18 protein-coding genes are annotated in these 18,661 nt (G+C 66.4%); 10 read left to right on the top strand and 8 right to left on the bottom strand.

What is annotated here, in order from left to right; genetic code table 11:
- Positions 1 to 12: 12 nt before the first annotated feature.
- A complete protein-coding gene (locus AUL36_RS02905; protein ID WP_062217812.1) occupies positions 13 to 438 on the bottom strand; it encodes a BA14K family protein in 426 nt (141 codons plus the stop codon).
- A gap of 216 nt (positions 439 to 654) precedes the next feature.
- Here AUL36_RS02905 and AUL36_RS02900 point away from each other — a divergent pair, with 216 nt between their 5' ends.
- The gene (locus AUL36_RS02900; protein ID WP_082640365.1) at positions 655 to 1,896 is read left to right on the top strand and encodes a putative DNA modification/repair radical SAM protein; all 1,242 of its coding nucleotides are present in this window, start codon (positions 655 to 657) and stop codon (positions 1,894 to 1,896) included.
- A 247-nt stretch (positions 1,897 to 2,143) separates the two neighbouring features.
- Positions 2,144 to 2,527: a helix-turn-helix domain-containing protein gene (locus AUL36_RS02895; RefSeq protein ID WP_192843428.1), complete on the top strand. Its 384-nt coding sequence runs from the start codon at positions 2,144 to 2,146 to the stop codon at positions 2,525 to 2,527.
- A gap of 82 nt (positions 2,528 to 2,609) precedes the next feature.
- Here the strand turns inward: AUL36_RS02895 and AUL36_RS02890 are convergent, their stop codons facing one another.
- The gene (locus tag AUL36_RS02890; protein WP_062217802.1) at positions 2,610 to 3,776 is read right to left on the bottom strand and encodes a M20 aminoacylase family protein; all 1,167 of its coding nucleotides are present in this window, start codon (positions 3,774 to 3,776) and stop codon (positions 2,610 to 2,612) included.
- Between the two features lie 140 nt (positions 3,777 to 3,916).
- On the opposite strand from AUL36_RS02890, the gene AUL36_RS02885 reads away from it, so the two are divergent.
- Positions 3,917 to 5,122: a D-alanyl-D-alanine carboxypeptidase family protein gene (locus AUL36_RS02885; protein WP_062217801.1), complete on the top strand. Its 1,206-nt coding sequence runs from the start codon at positions 3,917 to 3,919 to the stop codon at positions 5,120 to 5,122.
- Positions 5,119 to 6,264 carry a CobW family GTP-binding protein gene (locus AUL36_RS02880; RefSeq protein WP_062217798.1) on the top strand — a complete coding sequence of 382 codons (1,146 nt, stop codon included), beginning with the start codon at positions 5,119 to 5,121 and terminating at the stop codon, positions 6,262 to 6,264. Before AUL36_RS02885 ends, AUL36_RS02880 begins: the two co-directional genes overlap by 4 nt.
- Here the strand turns inward: AUL36_RS02880 and AUL36_RS02875 are convergent.
- On the bottom strand, positions 6,261 to 6,488 hold the full coding sequence (locus AUL36_RS02875) for a sulfurtransferase TusA family protein (protein ID WP_244497012.1): 228 nt from the start codon (positions 6,486 to 6,488) through the stop codon (positions 6,261 to 6,263). The two genes, AUL36_RS02880 and AUL36_RS02875, sit on opposite strands and share 4 nt — an antisense overlap.
- A 91-nt stretch (positions 6,489 to 6,579) precedes the next feature.
- Between AUL36_RS02875 and AUL36_RS02870 the strand changes: the two genes are divergently transcribed.
- On the top strand, positions 6,580 to 7,128 hold the full coding sequence (locus tag AUL36_RS02870; protein WP_062217931.1) for a DUF924 family protein: 549 nt from the start codon (positions 6,580 to 6,582) through the stop codon (positions 7,126 to 7,128).
- A gap of 158 nt (positions 7,129 to 7,286) precedes the next feature.
- Entirely contained in the window at positions 7,287 to 8,570 is a 1,284-nt protein-coding gene (locus tag AUL36_RS02865; RefSeq protein WP_062217793.1) for a GNAT family N-acetyltransferase, read from the top strand.
- A 130-nt stretch (positions 8,571 to 8,700) separates the two neighbouring features.
- Here AUL36_RS02865 and AUL36_RS02860 read toward each other — a convergent pair whose 3' ends face one another.
- Positions 8,701 to 9,570, bottom strand: coding sequence for an N-acetylmuramic acid 6-phosphate etherase (locus tag AUL36_RS02860; RefSeq protein ID WP_062217929.1), 870 nt, complete (start codon positions 9,568 to 9,570; stop codon positions 8,701 to 8,703).
- A 123-nt stretch (positions 9,571 to 9,693) separates the two neighbouring features.
- Positions 9,694 to 11,748: a hybrid sensor histidine kinase/response regulator gene (locus tag AUL36_RS02855; RefSeq protein ID WP_062217791.1), complete on the bottom strand. Its 2,055-nt coding sequence runs from the start codon at positions 11,746 to 11,748 to the stop codon at positions 9,694 to 9,696.
- Between the two features lie 259 nt (positions 11,749 to 12,007).
- On the opposite strand from AUL36_RS02855, the gene AUL36_RS02850 reads away from it, so the two are divergent.
- On the top strand, positions 12,008 to 13,189 hold the full coding sequence (locus AUL36_RS02850; RefSeq protein WP_062217788.1) for an acyltransferase family protein: 1,182 nt from the start codon (positions 12,008 to 12,010) through the stop codon (positions 13,187 to 13,189).
- Here the strand turns inward: AUL36_RS02850 and AUL36_RS24805 are convergent.
- Complete coding sequence (locus tag AUL36_RS24805; RefSeq protein WP_062217785.1) at positions 13,186 to 13,908, bottom strand: FadR/GntR family transcriptional regulator; 723 nt, start codon at positions 13,906 to 13,908, stop codon at positions 13,186 to 13,188. The genes AUL36_RS02850 and AUL36_RS24805 overlap by 4 nt on opposite strands.
- 132 nt (positions 13,909 to 14,040) lie before the next feature.
- Between AUL36_RS24805 and uxuA the strand changes: the two genes are divergently transcribed.
- The 3 genes from uxuA (at position 14,041) to AUL36_RS02830 (ending at position 17,398) form a co-directional block, all read left to right on the top strand.
- Complete coding sequence (gene uxuA, locus AUL36_RS02840) at positions 14,041 to 15,231, top strand: mannonate dehydratase (protein WP_062217926.1); 1,191 nt, start codon at positions 14,041 to 14,043, stop codon at positions 15,229 to 15,231.
- Positions 15,232 to 15,390: 159 nt separating this feature from the next.
- Entirely contained in the window at positions 15,391 to 15,927 is a 537-nt protein-coding gene (locus AUL36_RS02835) for a peroxiredoxin (RefSeq protein WP_062217782.1), read from the top strand.
- A 40-nt stretch (positions 15,928 to 15,967) separates the two neighbouring features.
- Positions 15,968 to 17,398, top strand: coding sequence for an aldehyde dehydrogenase family protein (locus AUL36_RS02830; protein WP_062217779.1), 1,431 nt, complete (start codon positions 15,968 to 15,970; stop codon positions 17,396 to 17,398).
- On the opposite strand, the gene AUL36_RS02825 is transcribed toward AUL36_RS02830, so the two are convergent.
- On the bottom strand, positions 17,383 to 18,285 hold the full coding sequence (locus AUL36_RS02825; protein WP_244497011.1) for a 1-acyl-sn-glycerol-3-phosphate acyltransferase: 903 nt from the start codon (positions 18,283 to 18,285) through the stop codon (positions 17,383 to 17,385). The two genes, AUL36_RS02830 and AUL36_RS02825, sit on opposite strands and share 16 nt — an antisense overlap.
- Positions 18,286 to 18,381: 96 nt before the next feature.
- Positions 18,382 to 18,661 (bottom strand): aminotransferase class III-fold pyridoxal phosphate-dependent enzyme (locus AUL36_RS02820; RefSeq protein WP_156418241.1); only part of this gene is annotated, 280 nt, incomplete at its 5' end.

The following is an 18,661-nucleotide window of genomic DNA, read 5'->3' as shown; positions in this document are numbered from 1 at the left end:
GATTTCATTCGCTCAGAGGCGGCAGATGCGACGCTCGCCCGCGCTGTTGGCGACATAGGTGTTGGTGCGCGGATCGTAGGTCTTGTAGCGCGCGGCGCAACGGGCAACCTGATCGCGCGTGACCACAGCGCCGCGAGTGGCGCTGCCGGCGGCGGCACCGGCCGCCGCGCCCGCCGCGAAGCCGAAGATGGCAGCGGCCGTGTTGTCGCGACGGTCGCGGTAATTGTCACGGTACCAGCGATTGTAGCGACGATCATCCCAGCGGCGGTAATCGCGGCGGTATTCCCGGCAATCGCGGGCGCCAGGGTTGCGGGCGCAGAAGCGCTCGACGAAGCGCTGGCGCTCGCGGAAGCTCTGAGCCTCGGCGGGGGCGGAGAATGTCACACTTCCGGTTCCCAGAACCACGACGGCCATCAGGGCCTGTGCGAATCGACGCATACGAAAAATCTCCCATGAAACATGCCAGCCGAACGGCGGGTCAGATCGGGCGAACGCCTGATGCGAAACAACCGTTCCAGCGGGCGGTGAAATGAAAGTTAGACTTACGGTTATGAACCTCGTCTGAACGGTCTGCGACCCCGCGTCACAGCGCGCCGCGGTGGAAAGTCGGAAGATCGGCTGGCTGGAACAGAGCAGGAACGCTATATCGTTTCAATGGCCAAGATGAGTGTGATGGACAAGCTCGCGATCCTCAGTGACGCGGCGAAATACGATGCATCCTGCGCGTCCAGCGGTTCGACCCGGCGCGACTCGCTGAAATCCGGCGGGATCGGCTCGACCGAGGGCTCGGGCATCTGTCACGCCTACGCTCCGGATGGGCGATGCATCTCGCTCCTGAAAATCCTCATGACGAATTTTTGCATCTACGACTGCGTCTACTGCGTGAACCGCTCGTCCTCCAATGTCGCGCGCGCGCGCTTCACGGTGGAGGAGGTGGTCAGCCTCACCATGTCCTTCTATCGGCGCAACTATATCGAGGGCCTGTTTCTCTCCTCCGGCATCATCCGCAACTCCGACCACACGATGGAGGAGATGGTGCGCATCGCACGCAAGCTGCGCATGGAGGAGAATTTCGCAGGCTATATCCATCTGAAGACCATCCCGGACGCGTCTCCCAAGCTGATCGAAGAGGCCGGCCTCTTCGCCGACCGCCTGTCGATCAATATCGAACTGCCAACCGATGTGGCCCTAGAGAGCTTCGCGCCCGAAAAGAAGCCGCGCGACATCCGTCGCTCCATGGGCCAACTCCGGCTGAAGATCGACGAGGCCAAGGGCGAGAAGGGCGACCGGATCAAACCGCCTCGTTTCGCGCCGGGCGGCCAATCGACGCAGATGATCGTCGGCGCCGATGGGGCGGATGACGAGGCGATCCTGACGCGCTCGGAAAATCTCTACGGGAACTATCGGCTGCGCCGTGTCTATTACTCCGCTTTCTCACCGATCCCCGATTCGTCCAGCCGCTTGCCTTTGAGCAAGCCACCTTTGATGCGGGAGCATCGCCTTTATCAGGCCGACTGGCTGATGCGCTTCTATGGGTTCGAGCGGGACGAGATCGTCTCGGGCGGCGAGGGCGGTATGCTCGATCTCCAGATCGACCCCAAGTTGGCTTGGGCGCTCAAGAACCGCGACCGTTTCCCGGTGGATGTCAACCGGGCCGAGCGGGAGATGCTGCTGCGCGTGCCCGGTCTTGGAACACGCTCGGTCGATGCGATCATCTCCTCGCGCCGCCACCGGCAACTTCGGCTGGATGACCTCGCGCGGTTGTCACGCTCGGTCGCGAAGTTCCGCCCCTTCGTGTCGGCGCTCGACTGGCATCCTGGCGGACGCCTCGATGACGACAAACTCCGTAGCCGTATGACCACATCGCCCTTGCCACGACAACTCTCGCTTTTTTGAAGCTTCCGGTTATCACGAAGCGATTAAGTATCTTTACGCTACGGCAGTCGTTTTGGCGCGCAAGGGTTGCAAAATCCTCGGTTTTGATCACAAATTCGTCAAGCTTACGGGACGAATGGGTTGGGTAGATTCGACGTGGGAAGGCAAATACGGCATAGGGGAGTGGAATGCCGTCTCTGTCCTCTGACCAGCAGGCTGCCCGCATATCGTGCAAGGCGTTCGAGGTTGGAGTAAAATGATGGTCGATATGCAATCTGGAGTTACCGAGTTGAAGGCCGAACGCGATCCGATCGATGTGCAAGTGGGAGCGCGCCTCCGGTTGATTCGGACGTCGCGTCGCGTCTCGCTGGAAGAGCTGGGCCGACGCATCGGCGTCACCTATCAACAGATCCAGAAATATGAGACCGGCGCCAACCGCATCAGCGCGAGCACGCTCTACCGCATCGCCAAGGCCTTCGAGACCAGCCCGATGTTCTTCTTCGAAGGCTTGGACGAGACCGAGGTCTCGCGCCCCGTGGCCAGCCGTGAGACGCTGCAATCCTCCATCGCGCTCGGCCGTATCCCGGATATCGAAGTGCGCCATCGTCTGCGCGCGCTGATCGAGGCGCTGGACCCCGAAGGCGGTCGCTGATCGCCTGAACGCTCCCTTCATTCATCAAAAAGCCGGCTCTAGAGCCGGCTTTTTCGTGGGCGCATCTCTCGTCGGCACGGCGTCAGGCCGGGAGCGGTAGCGCCTTCTGCGTGAGCGCCACCCAATAGGCCGCGCCGAAGGGCAGGGCCGCGTCTGCGAAATCGTAGCGGGGATGATGCAGCCCGGCGCTTGGCCCATTGCCGATGAAGACGAAAGCGCCCGGCCGCTGTTCCAGCATGAAGGAAAAGTCCTCGCCCCCCATCAGCGGCGCGACAGCCCGATTGACCGCTGCTTCTCCCACCAGTTCGGCGGCCACGTCGCCGCAGAACGCCGCCTTGGCGAAGTCGTTCACGGTCACCGGATAGTTCGGCGAGTAGATGTTTTCCGCCGTGAGGCCATGGGCCATGGCGATGCCGTCCGCGATCTCGCGAATGCGGGCCCAGGCGAAATCGCGCGTGGCCGTCATCAGCGAGCGCACCGTGCCCGAGACGCTGGCGCTTTCGGGAATGACATTGTGCGCGAAGCCCGCGTGGAACTGCGTCACCGACACGACTAGCGAATCGAGGGGGTCGGTGTTGCGCGAGACGATCTGCTGCAGAGCCTGAACCAGCGCCGAGCCGGCGATGATCGGATCGCGGGTCTGGTGCGGGATGGCGGCGTGGCCGCCGCGCCCGTGAAGCTTGACGCAGAATTCGTCGGTCGCCGCCATGATCGGGCCGGGGCGCATGGCGAACTGCCCGACCGGCAGGCCCGGCAGATTGTGCATCCCATAGACCTCGTCGATCGCGAAGCGCTCCAGAAGCCCGTCCTCGATCATGGCGCGCGCGCCCGCGCCGCCTTCCTCGGCCGGCTGAAACACGAAGACGACCGTGCCGGCGAAGCGCCGCGCGGCGCATAGTTCGCGCGCGGCGCCGAGCAGCATGGTCATGTGCCCGTCATGGCCGCAGGCATGCATGGCGCCCGCGCGCGCCGAGGCGTAGGGAACGCCGCTTTCCTCCACGATCGGCAGCGCGTCCATATCGGCGCGCAGCGCGATGGTGCGGCCCGGCGCGCTGCCATGCGCGATGCCGACGACGCCGGTGCGCCCGATGCCCGTCACCACCTCGTCGCAGCCGAACTCGCGCAGTTTCTGCGCCACGAAGGCGGCCGTGTCATGGACCTCGTAGAGAAGTTCGGGCATGGCGTGGAGCGTCTGCCGCCAGATGGCGAGATCGGAGGCGGCGTGGCGGAGGCTCTGCGAAACGGGCATGGGAAGTTCCGGGGGATGCCATAGAATGGCGACAAATGAACCTTCTTAAAACGTTCGACCTATCCTGCCATGAGTCGGGTGCAGGTGCGAAGGGGTTCGAAGGCTCCGTTTCGCAGGTTCAGCGGAAAGAGAGGACGAGGATGCGGGCCAAGGCTCAGCTGCGGAGTTTCGTTCTGGCCGCCCTGATGGCGGCCGCGCCGCTTGCCGGGGCAGCCGAGGCAGCCAATTCGATCGCCATCGACGTGGCGACGGGCAAGGTTCTGTCGCAGAGCAATGCCACGCAGCGTTGGTACCCGGCCTCCACCACCAAGCTGATGACGGCCTATGTCGCGCTGAAGGCGCTGGAAGAGGGCACCGTCCAGCTCGACACGCCCATCGTCATGACGCGCGACGCCGCGCGCCAGGCTCCGTCGAAGATGGGCTTCCCGCCGGGCTCCGTCATGCGCCTCGACACCGCGCTGCGCATGATGCTGGTGAAGTCGGCCAACGACGTGGCCTATGCGATCGCCCAGTCCCTGGGCGGTGGCTCGGCCGAAGTGTTCGTGGGCGCAATGAACCGCGCCGCCGCCGACCTTGGGATGCAGGACACGCATTTCATCAACCCGAACGGCCTGCCGGGCGACGGTCAATATTCCAGCGCCAAGGATCTCGGCATTCTGGGCGTTGCGATCCGCCGGCAGTTTCCCGCCTTCACGGACTATTTCTCGACCGAAGCCATTTCGTCCGGCCAGGCTCTGATCAAGAACGGCAACGGGCTTCTGGGGCGCTACAAGGGCGCGGACGGCATGAAGACCGGCTACATCTGCGCGTCCGGCTTCAATCTCGTCGCCTCCGCCACGCGCGACAACCGCACCATCGTCGCCGTCGTCGTGGGCGCGGAAGGCCCGATCGTGCGCGAGCGGCTCGCCGCCGAGGTGATCGAGAACGGCTTCAACACCAATCCGCGCTCCATCCGCGAGACGGTGGAGGATCTGCCGCATTCCGAGGGTCCGCCGGCCGACATCAGCGCCGCCGTCTGCTCGGCCGCCGGTCGCACGCAGCGCGCCAACGAGCGCGAAAGCGAGGAAACGCGGACCGAGACCTTCGGCTCGCCCTATATGACCGAGATGACACGGCCGCCGGCCACCGTGCCGGTCGCGCTCGGCGGCGCAGCGGCGGGGCGTGGCTTTGACGCCGGCATCTCGATGATCGCGGCCTATGGCATCCCGATTCCGACGCCGCGCCCGACGCAGGCGAGCGAAGCCGCGGGAACCGACGAAACGCGTGCGCTCGACGCGCGCCGCGCAGAGGCACGGCCGGGCGCCGACATCCTCGGAGATCGCGTGACGGCGGAGCGCACCCGATGAGCGCCTTCTCACCCTCGGCCCCCGTTCCCGTCACGGTGCTGACGGGCTTTCTGGGCGCGGGCAAGACCAGCTTTCTGAACCGCCTGCTGCGCGCGCCGGAAGCGCGCGATACGGCCGTGATCGTCAACGAGTTCGGCGAAGTCGGCATCGACCATCTTCTGGTCGAGACAGCGCGCGACGGCGTGATCGAACTGGCCGATGGCTGCATCTGCTGCACCGTGCGCGGCGATCTGGTGGACACGCTGGCCGAGCTGGTGGACAGGGTTCAGACGGGACGCCTTGCCCCCTTCCGCCGCATCGTCATCGAGACGACGGGGCTCGCCGACCCGACGCCGATCCTCGCCATGCTCATGGCCCACCCCGTTCTGCTCCAGCATTTCGCGCTGGACGGCGTGGTGACGATGGTGGACGCCGTGACCGGGCGGGCCTCTCTGGCCGAGCGCGTGGAAGCGCGCCGCCAAGTCGCCTGCGCCGATCGTCTTCTCGTCAGCAAGACCGATCTGGTGCCCGACTGGGCAGGCCTTGAGGCGGAGCTTCGGGCGCTGAACCCGCGCGCGCCGATCCGCGACGCGGCTCTTTCGAGCGTGGGGGAAGCCTTCGGGTGTGGCTTGATCGACCCCGAGACGCGCAAGGCCGATCTGGCGCGCTGGATGGGCGAGGGCGAGCACGATCATCATCACGGCGACCATCATCATGATCAAGAATGTGGCCACGCGCATGGCGGGTCTTGCGATCATCCGAGCCACGCCCGGCCCCATGCCCATGGCGGCGTCGCCTCCTTCTCGCTGACGCATGACGCGCCGATCGCCTCCTCCGATCTCGAAGCCTTTCTCGACCTTCTCTTCATGCGCCAGGGCGACAAGCTCCTGCGCATGAAGGCGGTGGTTCGCCTGCGCGAGGACGAAGCGCGCCCGCTCGTGCTGCATGGCGTGCGGACCTATCTTCATCCGCCCGTGCGTCTGCCCGCTTGGCCGGACGGCGAGCCGCCGCGCTCGCGCCTCGTCCTGATCGGGGATGGGCTGGACGAGCGGCTGGTGCGCGATCTCTTCGCCGCCTTCTCGGGTGCGCCGCGCATCGACGCGCCGGACCGCGCCGCGCTTCTGGACAACCCGCTGTCTCTCGGGCCGGGCTCCTACCGCTAGGCGGGCGTGGCACTCTTGCGGATATGAAAGCGCCAGCCGCCGCCTGCAAGGGCCTCTGGCGGCGCGCCTTCATGATCTTCGCTCCGGCAAAGATGCGCCAGATCGAGCGGGGCCAGCGGATCGTCGGCCAAGACGATGAGCGTCGCGCCGGGCCGTAGCGCGGCCAGCGCCTTGCGGCTGCGCAAGACGGGCAGGGGGCATTTGAGGCCGCGAAGATCGAGCATCTCCTCGGCCATTCCCTCGTTGTTCGGCGAGGCAGCGTTCCTATCTAAGCATGACGACGGCATCTTCCCCTCAACCTCCGAAGCGATCTTGATGAGCGATTATTCGATCGACCCGCAGACCATCGTCGATTTCTGGCGCGACCTCGGCTCCGAGCGCTGGTTCGCGCGCGACGACGAGCTGGACGCGACGATCGCCCAGCGCTTCGGCGATGTCTATGAGCGCGCCGCCGCGGGTGAGCTGGACGGCTGGGCCGAGGAGCCGAACGGCGCGCTCGCCCTCGTTCTGATCTTGGATCAATTCCCGCGCAACATGTTTCGCGGCACGCCGCGCGCCTTCGAGACGGATGCCAAGGCCCTGCAACTGGCCAAGGCCGCGCTCGCGCGGGGCGATCACTATCATGTGGGCGAGGATGTGAATCAGTTCTTCGCCTTGCCGCTCATGCATTCGGAGAATCTGGAGGATCAGGAGGCCTGCGTGCGCTGGATGGGGGAAATTGGGGAAGAGAACGTGCCCTATGCCGAGGAGCATCGGGACATCGTTGCGCGCTTTGGACGTTTCCCGCATCGTAATACCATTCTGGGTCGTGCGACGACATCGGAAGAACAGGCGTTCCTGGAAGGCGGCGGCTTCTCCGGTTAGAGTTTGTTTGGCTCGCTATCTATTGCGTTTTGTTGCAAACGGGATTTGATAAAGGTCACTTTAATATTGGCGGCTTAGGCTGGGACGCAACATTCCCTTTCGGCAGAGGCGACGTGCGCTAGGGCGAACGCTTCCTGCCCAGGTTGGGTTGACGCGACTTGGAAACATCATCGTCCTTCGCCTCCGGAGCGGAACTTGCGACACGGAGCCTGAAACGGCCGAACTGGTTCTCGCGCACGAGGCCGGCGGAGGGCGATCCCGTTCGTCTTGATGGCTCTCGTTGGATTTCCATCTACGAACCCCATGCCGCCTTTTCCCTGCTGGACGAGCTGCAGCATCTGAGCCGCCGCGCGATCGAGCCCAATGTGTTTTTCGATCCGCGCTTCCTGATCCCGGCCATGCCCCGGCTGGAGGACAAGTCCGTTCGCCTTCTGGTGGCGCGGGACGAGGCGGAAGGGCGGAGCCGTCTGCGCTTCTTCATGCCTTTCTCGGTCGAGGTGACGGCACCTCTCGCCCGTCGCAAGGCTGTGCGCGCCTGGACGCATCCCTTCGGCCGGCTCGGCACCCTGCCGCTGGATACCGACGATCCGGCCGCGACCGCCGCCAGCCTGTTCGACGCGCTGCAGACGAGCGTGCGGGGTCTTCCGCCCATTCTCGTCCTGCCGGACCTGCCGCTCGACGGGCCGCTGACGGCGGTTCTGATGCATGCGGCCCGTCAACGCGGGCTTTCGGTCGGCTGGGCGGACCGAACCCACCGCGCCTGTCTCGACGCGTCGACGGGCGATGCCACGGGTGCCCTGCGCCTCGCGCTCGGCGGCAAGCGGTTTCGCGATCATCGCCGCCGCCTGCGCCTTCTGGAACAGGCGGGGAGCGTGCAGTTCGAAGTCGCGCGAAGCGATGGCGACCTGCGCAATGCCTTCGAAGACTTCCTTTATCTGGAAGCGGCCGGCTGGAAGGGCCGCGCCGGCAGCGCCCTGTTGCAGGATCGGCACCGCGCGGCCTTCGCGCGCGAGGCGATGAGCAGTCTGTCGGCGCAAGGCGATGCGCGCATCTACGCGCTGCGGCAGGGCGGCGAAGTCGTGGCGAGCTTCGTGGTTCTCCTGTCGAACGGGGCGGGCGTTGCCTGGAAGACCGCCTATGACGAGCGATTGGCTTCCCTGCGCCCCGGCGCGCTCGTGGCGGCGCTCGCAACGGAAGCGATGATCGCGGACCCCGCCATCCGCTTCGTGGACAGTTGCGCCGTGCCCGACCACGCCATCCTGAACGCGCTGTGGACTGGTCGCATGGAACTCGGAACCATGGTCGTCGCTCTGGACCGCGCCGCCAATGGCGAGGTGCCTCTGATCGTGGAGGATATCGACCGCCGACGCCGCGCGCTCGAAGGGCAGTGGAAGCGGCGCTCCCGAATGCAGGCGCTGATGCGTCGCCTCATGCCGGATTGACGCCTGTCGATGGGGCAGGCCCTGACAGCCGCCGCTTGGCCTCTCCCTTCCAACCGATCGGATGATTGAGTCGCTAGGGGCGGGGCGGGCGAACCGTGCCGCCCCTCGCGACCTCGGCGGTTTGATAGAGCTATTCCTGCACATTGTCGGCCTCGGCCCGCAGGATCGCCTCGCGAATGCGCCCGCCCGTGGCGTCCAGCGCTTCGCGCGCGCGATCGAGGCCGCAGCCCGCGACATCGGCCACCATGCGCTCGGCCCGCGCCCGCAGCTTGTCGTTGGTCGGGCGCATCTCCACCATTCGGCCGCGAAACACTTTGCCGAGCCGGATCATCACCGCCGTCGACAGGAGATTGAGCGCGATCTTCTGCGCCGTGCCGGCCGCCATGCGGGTGGAGCCGGCCAGCACCTCCGGCCCTGTGCGCAGGAGAATACCGATCTCGGCCGCCCGCAGGAGCGGGCCGCTCGGCTCGTTGGCGAAGGCGATGGTCAGGGCACCGCGCTCGCGCGCCTTGGCGATACAGGCCAGGGTGAAGGGCGTGCGCCCGCTGGCGGCAACGCCGATCACCACGTCGCGCCCGCAAAGCCCGGCCTCCGCGATCATCGCGGCAGCGGACGCTTCGTCGTCCTCCGCGCCTTCGCGCGCCAGCGCAAGGCTGGTGACGCCGCCCGCCAGAAGAAACACCGCGCGCTCCGGCGGCCAATCGAAGGTCGGGCCAAGCTCCACGCCGTCCTGCAAGGCCAGACGGCCGGACGTGCCCGCGCCGCAATAGACGAGGCGGGACTCGCGGTCTCGGCCAAGCCGCGCGGCGACGGCATCGGCGGCCCGCTCGATGTCGGGTAGCGCGTCCGCGACCGAAGCGAGAGCTTTCGCGTGGCCACCCAGCAAGACGTCCAAGAGCGCCGATGTCGGGCGCGTTTCGAGATCGTGAAAGCGGGGATCCGCACGCTCCGTTTCGGGAAGCGAGGGATCGGAAAGCGGGGGCGTGGCAGGCAGCGTCATGACCTCATCCGGCTGGTCCAGATATCCTGCCGGTAAATCGCCGAACGAGGGGAAAGAGTTCCCCGCGTCCGGCTTGTCGCAAAGCATCGCGTTTGCGGAGCGGGCGAGGGGAGACCCGCTCCGTCAGCTGTCCGCGATCATGCGTTCGATCCGGTTCGTCAGAACGGCGATGTCGAAGGGCTTGGTGACGACCTGCATCCCCGGCTCGAGGTGGCCGTGGCTCAGAACCGCGCTTTCGGCATAGCCGGTGACGAAGAGAACCTTGAGCTGGGGGCGCAGCGCTCTGGCGGCGTCCGCCACCTGCCGACCGTTCATGCCGTTGGGCAGGCCGACATCGGTGATCAGAAGGTCGATGCGCGCGTCGGACGCGATCACCTTCATGCCCTGCGGCCCGTCGCCCGCTTCGATCGTGGTGTACCCGAGGTCTTCCAGGACATCGACCACCAGCATCCGCACGATGGGCTCGTCGTCGATCACGAGAACCGTCGTGCCGGCTTCCGCCCGGCCGGTGGCCTCGAGTTGGACATTGGCTTCAGGCTGCGCGGTGTCGGCATCGTGACGCGGCAGATGGATGCAGACGCGCGTCCCTTGGCCCGGCACCGAATCGATCCGCACCTGCCCGCCGGATTGACGCGCGAACCCGTAGATCATCGACAGGCCGAGCCCCGTGCCGACGCCGATCGGCTTGGTGGTGAAGAACGGATCGAAGGCCCGCTCGATCACGTCGGCCGTCATGCCCGTGCCGGTGTCGGACACGCAGAGCGAGACATATTCGCCGGGCTCCAGATCGCGCTCGCGCGCGGCCCGCTCGTCCATATGGCAATTGTCGGTCTCGATCGTGATCTGCCCGCCATCGGGCATGGCATCCCGCGCGTTGATGCACAGGTTCAGGAGGGCGTTTTCGAGCTGGTTGGAATCCACGAAGGTCGGCCAAAGATCGGCCTGCGCCTCGGTGGCCACGCGGATATGGGGACCTACCGTGCGGCGGATCAACTCTTCCATGTCGCTGACCAGACGGTTAACGTCGGTCGGCTTGGGGTCGAGCGTCTGGCGCCGGGAGAAGGCGAGCAGGCGATGCGTCAACGCGGCGGCGCGCTTGGCCGCCCCTTGCGCGCCCGTGATGTAGCGCTCCAGATCGTTCAGTCGCCCTTGCGCCACACGCGTCTGAAGCATTTCCAGCGAGCCCGTGATGCCGGCCAGGAGATTGTTGAAATCGTGGGCGAGCCCGCCTGTGAGCTGACCGACTGCCTCCATCTTGTGGGACTGGCGCAAAGCATCCTCGGCCCGTTCGCGCTCGGCGATGGCATCGGCCATGCGGGTTTCGAGAAGCTCGTTCAGCGCCTGGTTCTGGCGTTCCACCGCCTTGCGCTCGGTGATGTCGAGGGCCGTGCTGACGAGGCCGACAACCGCGCCCATCTCGTCGCGCAGGGGGGCCTTGGTGGAGAGCCAGACACTGGGCGTCCCGTCCGGCCGGCGGATCTCTTCTTCGGTTTCCTCGCGCTCGCCCCGCTCCATCACGCCCTGGTCGGTGGCGCGCAGGCGCGCGGCCATCGCCTGATCGTCGAAATATTCGAACTCGTTGCGGCCGAGATAGGCGTCCGGCGCTTTGCCGATCAGTTCGGTCGTGCCGCGATTGGCCATCAGGATGCGGCCGTCCCGATCCTTGGCATAGACGACGCCGGGCACCGCTTCGATGAAGCTGCGCAGCAGCGCGGTGGCGCGATCGCGCTCGGCCTCCAGCGCGCGGCGTCCTTCGATGTCGAGGAGCACGCCGGGAAAGCGCAGCGGCGTTCCGTCGGGCGCCCGGTCCACCCGGCCGTTCGCCTCGATCCAGTAGTAGCGGCCGTCCATGCGGCGCACGCGATATTGATGCGCAAAGGCCCCACCGCGCGCGATCACATCCTCGATCGCGACGATCAGGCCCGGCTTGTCCTCGGGATGAACGGTCTCGATGACCTGCTGGAGGCTGAGGCCCTGACGTCCGCGCGAAGGGTCTATGCCGAAGGCCTGTGCGAACTGCTCGTCGATCGTGAAGCGATCGCTCGGCAGATCCCAGAACCATGTGCCGATGATGGCACCCGCCGCGAGCGCGAGCTGAACGCGCTCGGCATCTTCGGTTTCGCCGGGATTGGTGTCGAGGCGGCGCCTGTCGCGCGCGTCGCCATCAAGGACGCTCATCGTGCCATTGTCCTGTCGAGTGTCCTGTCGAGCCTTTCCGTGTGGCGCGACCGTCTGACATGTTTAATAGGAGCGTTAGGCATCAAAGCAAGTTTGTGGCGCAGAGGCGGCGGGGTCGTGCACGTCGCCCCCCGGCTTGACCCTTGCACCCGCTTCTGTCTGTTGAGTGGGTGAAACAACGCCCCGTCCAGTCTCGGAGGGGGCTAGCGCGCTGCGTCCCGACGTCTGAGCGCTTGCATCGCGCGCGAAAAGGAAAGCCATGGCAGAGACGAGTTCGGCCTTGCCCATCCGCCCTCCAGTGCTTGCCCATCCGCCGCGCCGGCGGCTGGAGGAACTGGATGGTCTGCGAGGCATCCTGGCGCTGTTCGTCGTCGTCTATCATCTCCGGGAACCGCTCGGGGTCATATCCGGCCCTTTGACCCGCGCCTTGCCGATCGTGGGGGAGGGCTGGTTCGCCGTCGACGTGTTCTTCGTGATGAGTGGCTTCGTCATGGCCTATGTCTATGGCTCTACCTTCGCCCGGAAGGTGACGTGGGCGGAGTACCGGGCCTTCTTCGTCGCCCGCATCGCCCGGCTTTATCCCGTCCACCTCGCCGCCATGCTGGTGCTGGCGATCGTCTTCGTCCCGCGGCTCTATGGCACGCCCGAGGTCATGGACGAGGCGGGACGGTTTTCCTGGCAGTCGGGTCTCGCCTCGCTTCTGATGCTGCATTCGCCCTGGATCGATCACCGAAGCTGGAACTTCCCCTCCTGGTCGATCTCGGCGGAATGGCACGCCTATGTGCTGTTTCCGTTTCTGGTCGGGCCAGTCCTGCGCAGGAAAGCGATGTGGCTCACGATCCTCGTGGCGCTCTGCGTCGGCGGCGTGTTCGCGCTCTATTGGGCCGACCTGCCGCCGGATCGCTATCCGACCAATGGTCTGGTGGTCCTGGCGCGCGTTCTGCCGCTGTTTCTAGCGGGCATGGCGCTCTATCCCCTCCATCAAACCTTTGGGGAACGGTTCGCCCATCCCGCGTTGGCCTTGATGCTGGCTGGCCTCGTTCTCGCCCTTCTGAACGTTCCTGATCTTGCGCCTGTGGTGGTCTTCCTGATCCCGCTTCTGACGCTCGCCGTTCTCAACGCCCCTGTGCTGCAAGGCCCTCTCAGCTCCGCGCCGGCGCGCTTTCTCGGCTCGATTTCCTATAGTCTTTATATGACCCATGCCTTGGTCATGCTGCTGGGTTATCCGCTCGTCTGGTATGGGGCTCGCCTGTTTTGGAGCGAGGCGGCCGCGCACGCCAGCGCGCCGTTCCAGTGGGGCGTTCTCGCCTCCTCGATCCTCACGTCCATCGTTCTGGGAACGCTGGTCTGGCGCTTCATCGAAGTGCCAGCCCGCTCGCGCGTCGCACGGCTTCTGGCGCCGGGCGGCCCCGCGCGCGAGGCGAGGTCTGCCCGAGCCTAATCGGTCTCTTGCGGCCCCGGCACGAAGCGCAGCCCGTAGTCCAGATGGCGGCTCATGAGATAGGCATAGGCGAGGCGGTCGCCGGCCCGCAGCGCCGCCACGATCTCCCGATGGGTCTCGTGCGTGTTGGCCTGAACCGGGCGCGCGTCCTTGCCGACCCGCATCAGGTCTTCGATCACAGGGCGCAGGAAGCGGAAGGTGGCAAGCGTCGTACGGTTGGCCCCCAGCGCGATCAGCGCCTCGTGAAAGGCATAGTCCGCCTGCGCCCGCGCCGTGCTGGTCTCTGCCTTCAGAATCCGGTCGTTGACGCGATCCAGCGCGTCGAAATCCGCAGGCTCGGCGCGCTTCAGAATCTCCTCACCGATCCCGATTTCGATCAGCCGGCGAAAGCCCTGCACGTCGCGGAACTCGCCCGGCGAAATCCCGTCATGGAAGGAGAAGAGCCGGCGCAGCGCCTCGCCATGGCCGCCGGCCAGAACCGCGCCGACCTTGGGCCGCGTTTCCACCAGACCATAGGCGCGCAGCACCACCAGGGCTTCGCGCACCGTATTGCGCGACGCCCCGAACATCTCGCCGAGTTCCCGTTCGGTCGGCAGCGCATCGCCGACCCGCAGGCCGCGCCGCGCGAACATCTCGCGCAAATCCTCCACCAGCCGATCCACCGCCGAGAGGCGCGGCTCACCCTCCGAAGGGCTGGTCTCGGATTTGGAATCGATCATGGTGTTCTCTTGTTGGTCCACAATGGCAAAAAGGGACGTCCACTTCGCTTCGAAACGACAACCTCTTGTCAGGGCGCATGATCTGGTCCAACAAATAGCGCGTCAAGAGAGGGCTCGATCATGTTGCCGATGATGAAGGAATGTTTTCGCTGGTACGGTCCGTCGGACCCCGTGCCGCTCGCCCATATCGCGCAGGCCGGCGCGATGGGCATCGTCTCGGCGCTGCACGGCATCTATGACGGCTCGCCCTGGCCCGAAGACGCGCTCTTGAAGCATAAGGCGACGATCGAGGCGGCCGGGCTGGAATGGTCGGTGGTGGAAAGCATCCCCGTCCACAATTCGATCAAGATCGGCGCGCCCGAGCGCGACCGCTATATCGGCTGGTACAAGGATTCGCTGCGGGCCGTGGCGCGGGCCGGCGTCTCTACCGTCTGCTACAATTTCATGCCCGTTCTCGACTGGACACGCACCGAGCTGAAACACCCCATGCCGAACGGCGCGCTAGCGCTGCGCTTCGACGCGGTGGATTTCGCGGCCTATGACGTCTTCATCCTGAAGCGGCCGGGCGCGGAAGGCGACTACGCCCCCGAGCGCGTGCGCGAGGCTGAGGCGCGCATGGCCGACATGACCGAGGAACGCGCGGCGCGCATCGAGCGCAATCTGATCGCCGGCCTGCCCGCGAGCGAGCGTCAGTATGACCGCGCGCTGCTCCTCAAGGCGCTGGCCGACTATGACGGCCTGACGGCCGACGATCTGCACGAGCATCTTGCGCATTTCCTGCGCGAGATCACGCCGGTGGCGGCCGAATTCGGGCTGCGCCTCTGCATCCATCCGGACGACCCGGCCTTCTCGCTCTTCGGCCTGCCGCGCATCGTCTCCACCACGAACGATGCCCGCCGCATCCTCGCGGCCGCCGACCATGAGGCGAACGGGCTGACCTTCTGCGTCGGCTCCTATGGCACGCGCGAGGAAAACGACCTGCCGGCCATGGTGCGCGAGTTCGGGTCGCGCATCCATTTCGCGCATCTGCGCAATGTCACGCGCGAGCCGGACGGCTCCTTCCATGAGGCCGACCATCTCGGCGGCTCCAGCGACATGCCGGCCGTCATCATCGCGCTTCTGGACGAGCAGGCGCGGCGCGTGGCCGAGGGGCGGGCCGACTGGCAGATTCCGTTGCGACCCGACCATGGTCATCTCATGGCCGACGATCTCGACAAGGAACGCATCAACCCCGGCTATTCCCTTATCGGCCGTCTGCGCGGTCTTGCGGAGATTCGCGGTGTGATGCAGGGCGTGGCGACGGAGCGGCGCCTTCGCGCCTGATCCTTGCGCCGGACACGCTGACGGAACGAGGCTCGCCGCCGCCGCGCGGCGGGCCTTTTTCGTGGGATGGGAAACACGGCCAAGCCTTGCCTCGCCCGGTCCGCCGGCCCAGAATCCGCTTCGGGGGCACTGACCGCTTCCGAGTCGAGGGGAGAGGCGATGCAGCCCGACCGTGTTCCCGATGTGACCTTCCGCACGCGCGTGCGCAACGACGCGCTGGGCGGACCGAACCCGTTCGAGTGGAAGTCGCTGACGAGCGCCGATGTCTTTTCGGGCAAGCGCATCGTGCTGTTTGCCGTGCCCGGCGCCTTCACGCCCGCTTGCTCGGAGACCCATCTGCCGGGCTTTGAAGCGCATTATGACGAGTTTCGCGCGCTCGGCGTCGATCAGGTCGTCTGCCTGTCGGTGAACGACGCTTTCGTGCTCTTTCAGTGGGCCAAGGCCAGCGGCGTGGAGAAGGTCTTCATGCTGCCCGATGGCAATGGCGATTTCACGCGCCGCATGGGCCTTCTCGTTCAGCGCACACAGACCGGCATGGGCCTTCGCAGTTGGCGCTATTCCATGCTCGTGGAAGATGGTGCGATCGTGAAGATGTTCCTCGAGCCGGGGGTGCGCGACGAGCCCGAGGGCGTCGGCGTCAAGGTCTCGGACGCCGGCACCATACTGGCCTTCCTGCGCCAGCGTCCATCCGCCTGACCTCTGTTTCAGACCCTATCGCATCGGCAGGAGAATGCCCGTGAGTCACGCCTTGCAATTCTATATCGACGGCGCCTGGGTGGACCCGGCTGAGCTGAAGCGCCTCGCCGTCATCGATCCCTCGACGGAGGAGCCTTGCGGCGAGATCGCGATCGGCTCGGCCGAGGACGTGGACAAGGCGGTAGCAGCCGCGCGGCGCGCCTTCGAAAGCTTCTCGCTCACCAGCCGGGAGGAGAGGCTGGCACTCCTGCGCCGGCTTCAGACGATCTACGAGCGGCGGCTGGACGAACTCGGCGCGGTGATCAGCCGCGAGATGGGCGCGCCACTGCCCTTCGCGCGCGAATGGCAGGCCGGCATCGGCCTGCGCCATCTCAAAAAGGCGATCGAGACGCTGGAGACGTTCCGCTTCGAGGAACCGCGCGGCACGACCATGGTGTTCAAGGAGCCGATCGGCGTGGTCGGCATGATCACGCCCTGGAACTGGCCGATGAACCAGATCATGGCCAAGGTCGCCCCGGCGCTCGCCACAGGTTGCACCATGGTCCTGAAACCCTCCGAGATCGCGCCGCTGAGTGCCATTCTCTTCGCCGAGATGATGGACGAGGCCGGTGTGCCGGCGGGCGTCTTCAATCTCGTCAATGGAGACGGACCTGGCGTCGGCGAGGCGATCTCGCGCCATCCGGGCATCGACATGGTGTCCTTCACCGGCTCGACCCGCGCCGGCATTCTCGTTGCCAAAGGCGCGGCCGACACGATCAAGCGCGTGCATCAGGAGCTCGGCGGCAAGTCCGCCAATATCCTTCTGCCCGATGTCGACCTGGAAGCGGCGGTGACCAGGGGCGTGCAGGGTTGCTTCGGAAACTCGGGCCAGAGCTGCAATGCGCCGACGCGCATGTTCGTGCCCGCCGATCGGCATGACGAAGCGGCCGAGATCGCCGCGCGCGCAGCCTCCGCCTTCAAGACCGGCCAAGCGGATGCGGACGGGGTGCATCTCGGTCCGGTCGTCAGCCAGATGCAATATGACAAGATCCAGCGCCTGATCGAGACCGGTATCGCGGAGGGAGCCAGCCTCGTCGCGGGCGGGCTCGGGCGGCCGGATGGCATGAACCGGGGCTATTTCGTCCAGCCCACGGTCTTTGCGCATGTCACGCCCGACATGACGATCGCGCGGGAGGAAATCTTCGGCCCGGTCCTGTCGATCCTCTCCTATGAGAGCGAGGAGGATGCGATCCGCCTCGCCAACGACACGGTCTATGGGCTCGCCGCCTATATCCAGTCGGGCGATCCGGCGCGGGCGCGCCGCGTCGCCTCGCGGATGCGGGCCGGCAGCGTCTATCTGAACTATCCCGCCTGGGATCCCGGCGCGCCCTTCGGCGGCTACAAACAGTCCGGCAACGGGCGCGAATATGCCGATTTCGGGCTGGAGGAGTTTCTGGAGATCAAGGGCGTGGTCGGCTACGGCGCGGCTTGAGGTTTGGCCGCGCGCCGCTTGAGCGCGAGGGCGAGCGCCCGGCGAAAACCCGCCGGGCGGCTCGGCTCGGCCGGCTGGAGCTGGAAGACAGAGCGGCGCAGCGCCTCGGTCAGTTCGCGCCCCTCGGGCGCAGCCTCGAAGCGGATCGGCGCGCCGACGCGCATGGTGATGCCGCGTCCATAAAGGCGGCGGAACGCGCCGATCAGGAGGCCATAGCGCAGCGTCTGCGAGAACGGGCTGACGAAGTGGAAAAGAGGGCCGTTCTGCCCTTCCACATGAACCGGCAGGACGGTGGCCCGGCCCATGCGCACCAGCCGGGCGGCGAAGGGTTTCCACGGCAGATCTTCGGCGCGACCGAAGGTCTTGGGCGCGGTGGCGACGCCGCCGGCCGGGAAGATGATGATGGTGACGCCTTGCCCGAGCAGGCGCATGGCCTCGCGCCGGGTCTGGAGGTTCAGCGCCTGCGCCTCCCGCGTCTCCTCGAAGGAGATGGGAAGGCCGAACTCGGCCAGTTCCTCGATGCGCATGAGATCGTTGCTGACGAGAATGCGGAACGGGCGGCCGAGCCGTTCGGCCAGCGCCAGAAGCGCCGCGCCGTCCCCGATGCCGAAGGGATGGTTGGCGAGGATCACGAGCGGCTCGCCAGGCGCGATGGCCGGCGGCCAGGTCCCGGATATGTCGAGGCGGATGCGCATGAGGGCCAGCATGGCCTGAAAGCGCGAGGCTGGTTCGCGCCGGGCGCTCTCGCGCCAGAGCGCGTAGAGCCGCGCCAGCTTCCGCCGCCCGGCCGCCTGTTCCATGGAGCGGATCACCAGACGCCGAGCGAGGCGGTCATGCGGGCGGGCATAGCTCAGTTCGGGAAACAGCATCGGCAGGCCACGAGACATCCGGGACAGAGTCCCCTGACTTAGCCCGGCCGCCTGACGGCCCGATGACAGAGCCGGCGAGGGGAAGGGCTCCCGCTCGCCGGCCCTTTCGAAGCGTCAGCCGAACACGACTGTGAGCGCGCCGTCGATGGCGGCGGTGATGGCGTCGATCTCGGCGGCGCTGACCACCAGCGCCGGGGCGAGGCAGAGCGTGTTGTTGAGGCCCGGGATCGAGCGGTTCGACGCGCCGATCATCACGCCTCGCGCGCCCGCTTCCGCGATGACGCGCGCCACGCTCTTCTCGTCCACCGGCTCCTTGGTCGCGCGATCCTTCACCAGCTCCGCGCCCTGGAACAGGCCGAGCCCGCGCACGTCGCCGATGACAGCGTGCTTCTCC

Origin of the sequence: Aureimonas sp. D3, assembly GCF_001463805.1 — a bacterium.
Lineage (GTDB): Bacteria > Pseudomonadota > Alphaproteobacteria > Rhizobiales > Rhizobiaceae > Aureimonas > Aureimonas ureilytica_A.
Note: the sequence above shows the minus strand (reverse complement) of the source record. Positions and strands in the feature narration are given on the sequence as shown.

Coding starts and splice junctions, on each gene's coding strand:
- AUL36_RS02905 (WP_062217812.1), bottom strand. CDS start 438: ATGCGTCGATTCGCACAGGCCCTGATGGCCGTCGTGGTTCTGGGAACC.
- AUL36_RS02900 (WP_082640365.1), top strand. CDS start 655: ATGGCCAAGATGAGTGTGATGGACAAGCTCGCGATCCTCAGTGACGCG.
- AUL36_RS02895 (WP_192843428.1), top strand. CDS start 2,144: ATGCAATCTGGAGTTACCGAGTTGAAGGCCGAACGCGATCCGATCGAT.
- AUL36_RS02890 (WP_062217802.1), bottom strand. CDS start 3,776: ATGCCCGTTTCGCAGAGCCTCCGCCACGCCGCCTCCGATCTCGCCATC.
- AUL36_RS02885 (WP_062217801.1), top strand. CDS start 3,917: ATGCGGGCCAAGGCTCAGCTGCGGAGTTTCGTTCTGGCCGCCCTGATG.
- AUL36_RS02880 (WP_062217798.1), top strand. CDS start 5,119: ATGAGCGCCTTCTCACCCTCGGCCCCCGTTCCCGTCACGGTGCTGACG.
- AUL36_RS02875 (WP_244497012.1), bottom strand. CDS start 6,488: ATGCTCGATCTTCGCGGCCTCAAATGCCCCCTGCCCGTCTTGCGCAGC.
- AUL36_RS02870 (WP_062217931.1), top strand. CDS start 6,580: ATGAGCGATTATTCGATCGACCCGCAGACCATCGTCGATTTCTGGCGC.
- AUL36_RS02860 (WP_062217929.1), bottom strand. CDS start 9,570: ATGACGCTGCCTGCCACGCCCCCGCTTTCCGATCCCTCGCTTCCCGAA.
- AUL36_RS02855 (WP_062217791.1), bottom strand. CDS start 11,748: ATGAGCGTCCTTGATGGCGACGCGCGCGACAGGCGCCGCCTCGACACC.
- AUL36_RS02850 (WP_062217788.1), top strand. CDS start 12,008: ATGGCAGAGACGAGTTCGGCCTTGCCCATCCGCCCTCCAGTGCTTGCC.
- AUL36_RS24805 (WP_062217785.1), bottom strand. CDS start 13,908: ATGATCGATTCCAAATCCGAGACCAGCCCTTCGGAGGGTGAGCCGCGC.
- uxuA (WP_062217926.1), top strand. CDS start 14,041: ATGAAGGAATGTTTTCGCTGGTACGGTCCGTCGGACCCCGTGCCGCTC.
- AUL36_RS02835 (WP_062217782.1), top strand. CDS start 15,391: ATGCAGCCCGACCGTGTTCCCGATGTGACCTTCCGCACGCGCGTGCGC.
- AUL36_RS02825 (WP_244497011.1), bottom strand. CDS start 18,285: ATGTCTCGTGGCCTGCCGATGCTGTTTCCCGAACTGAGCTATGCCCGC.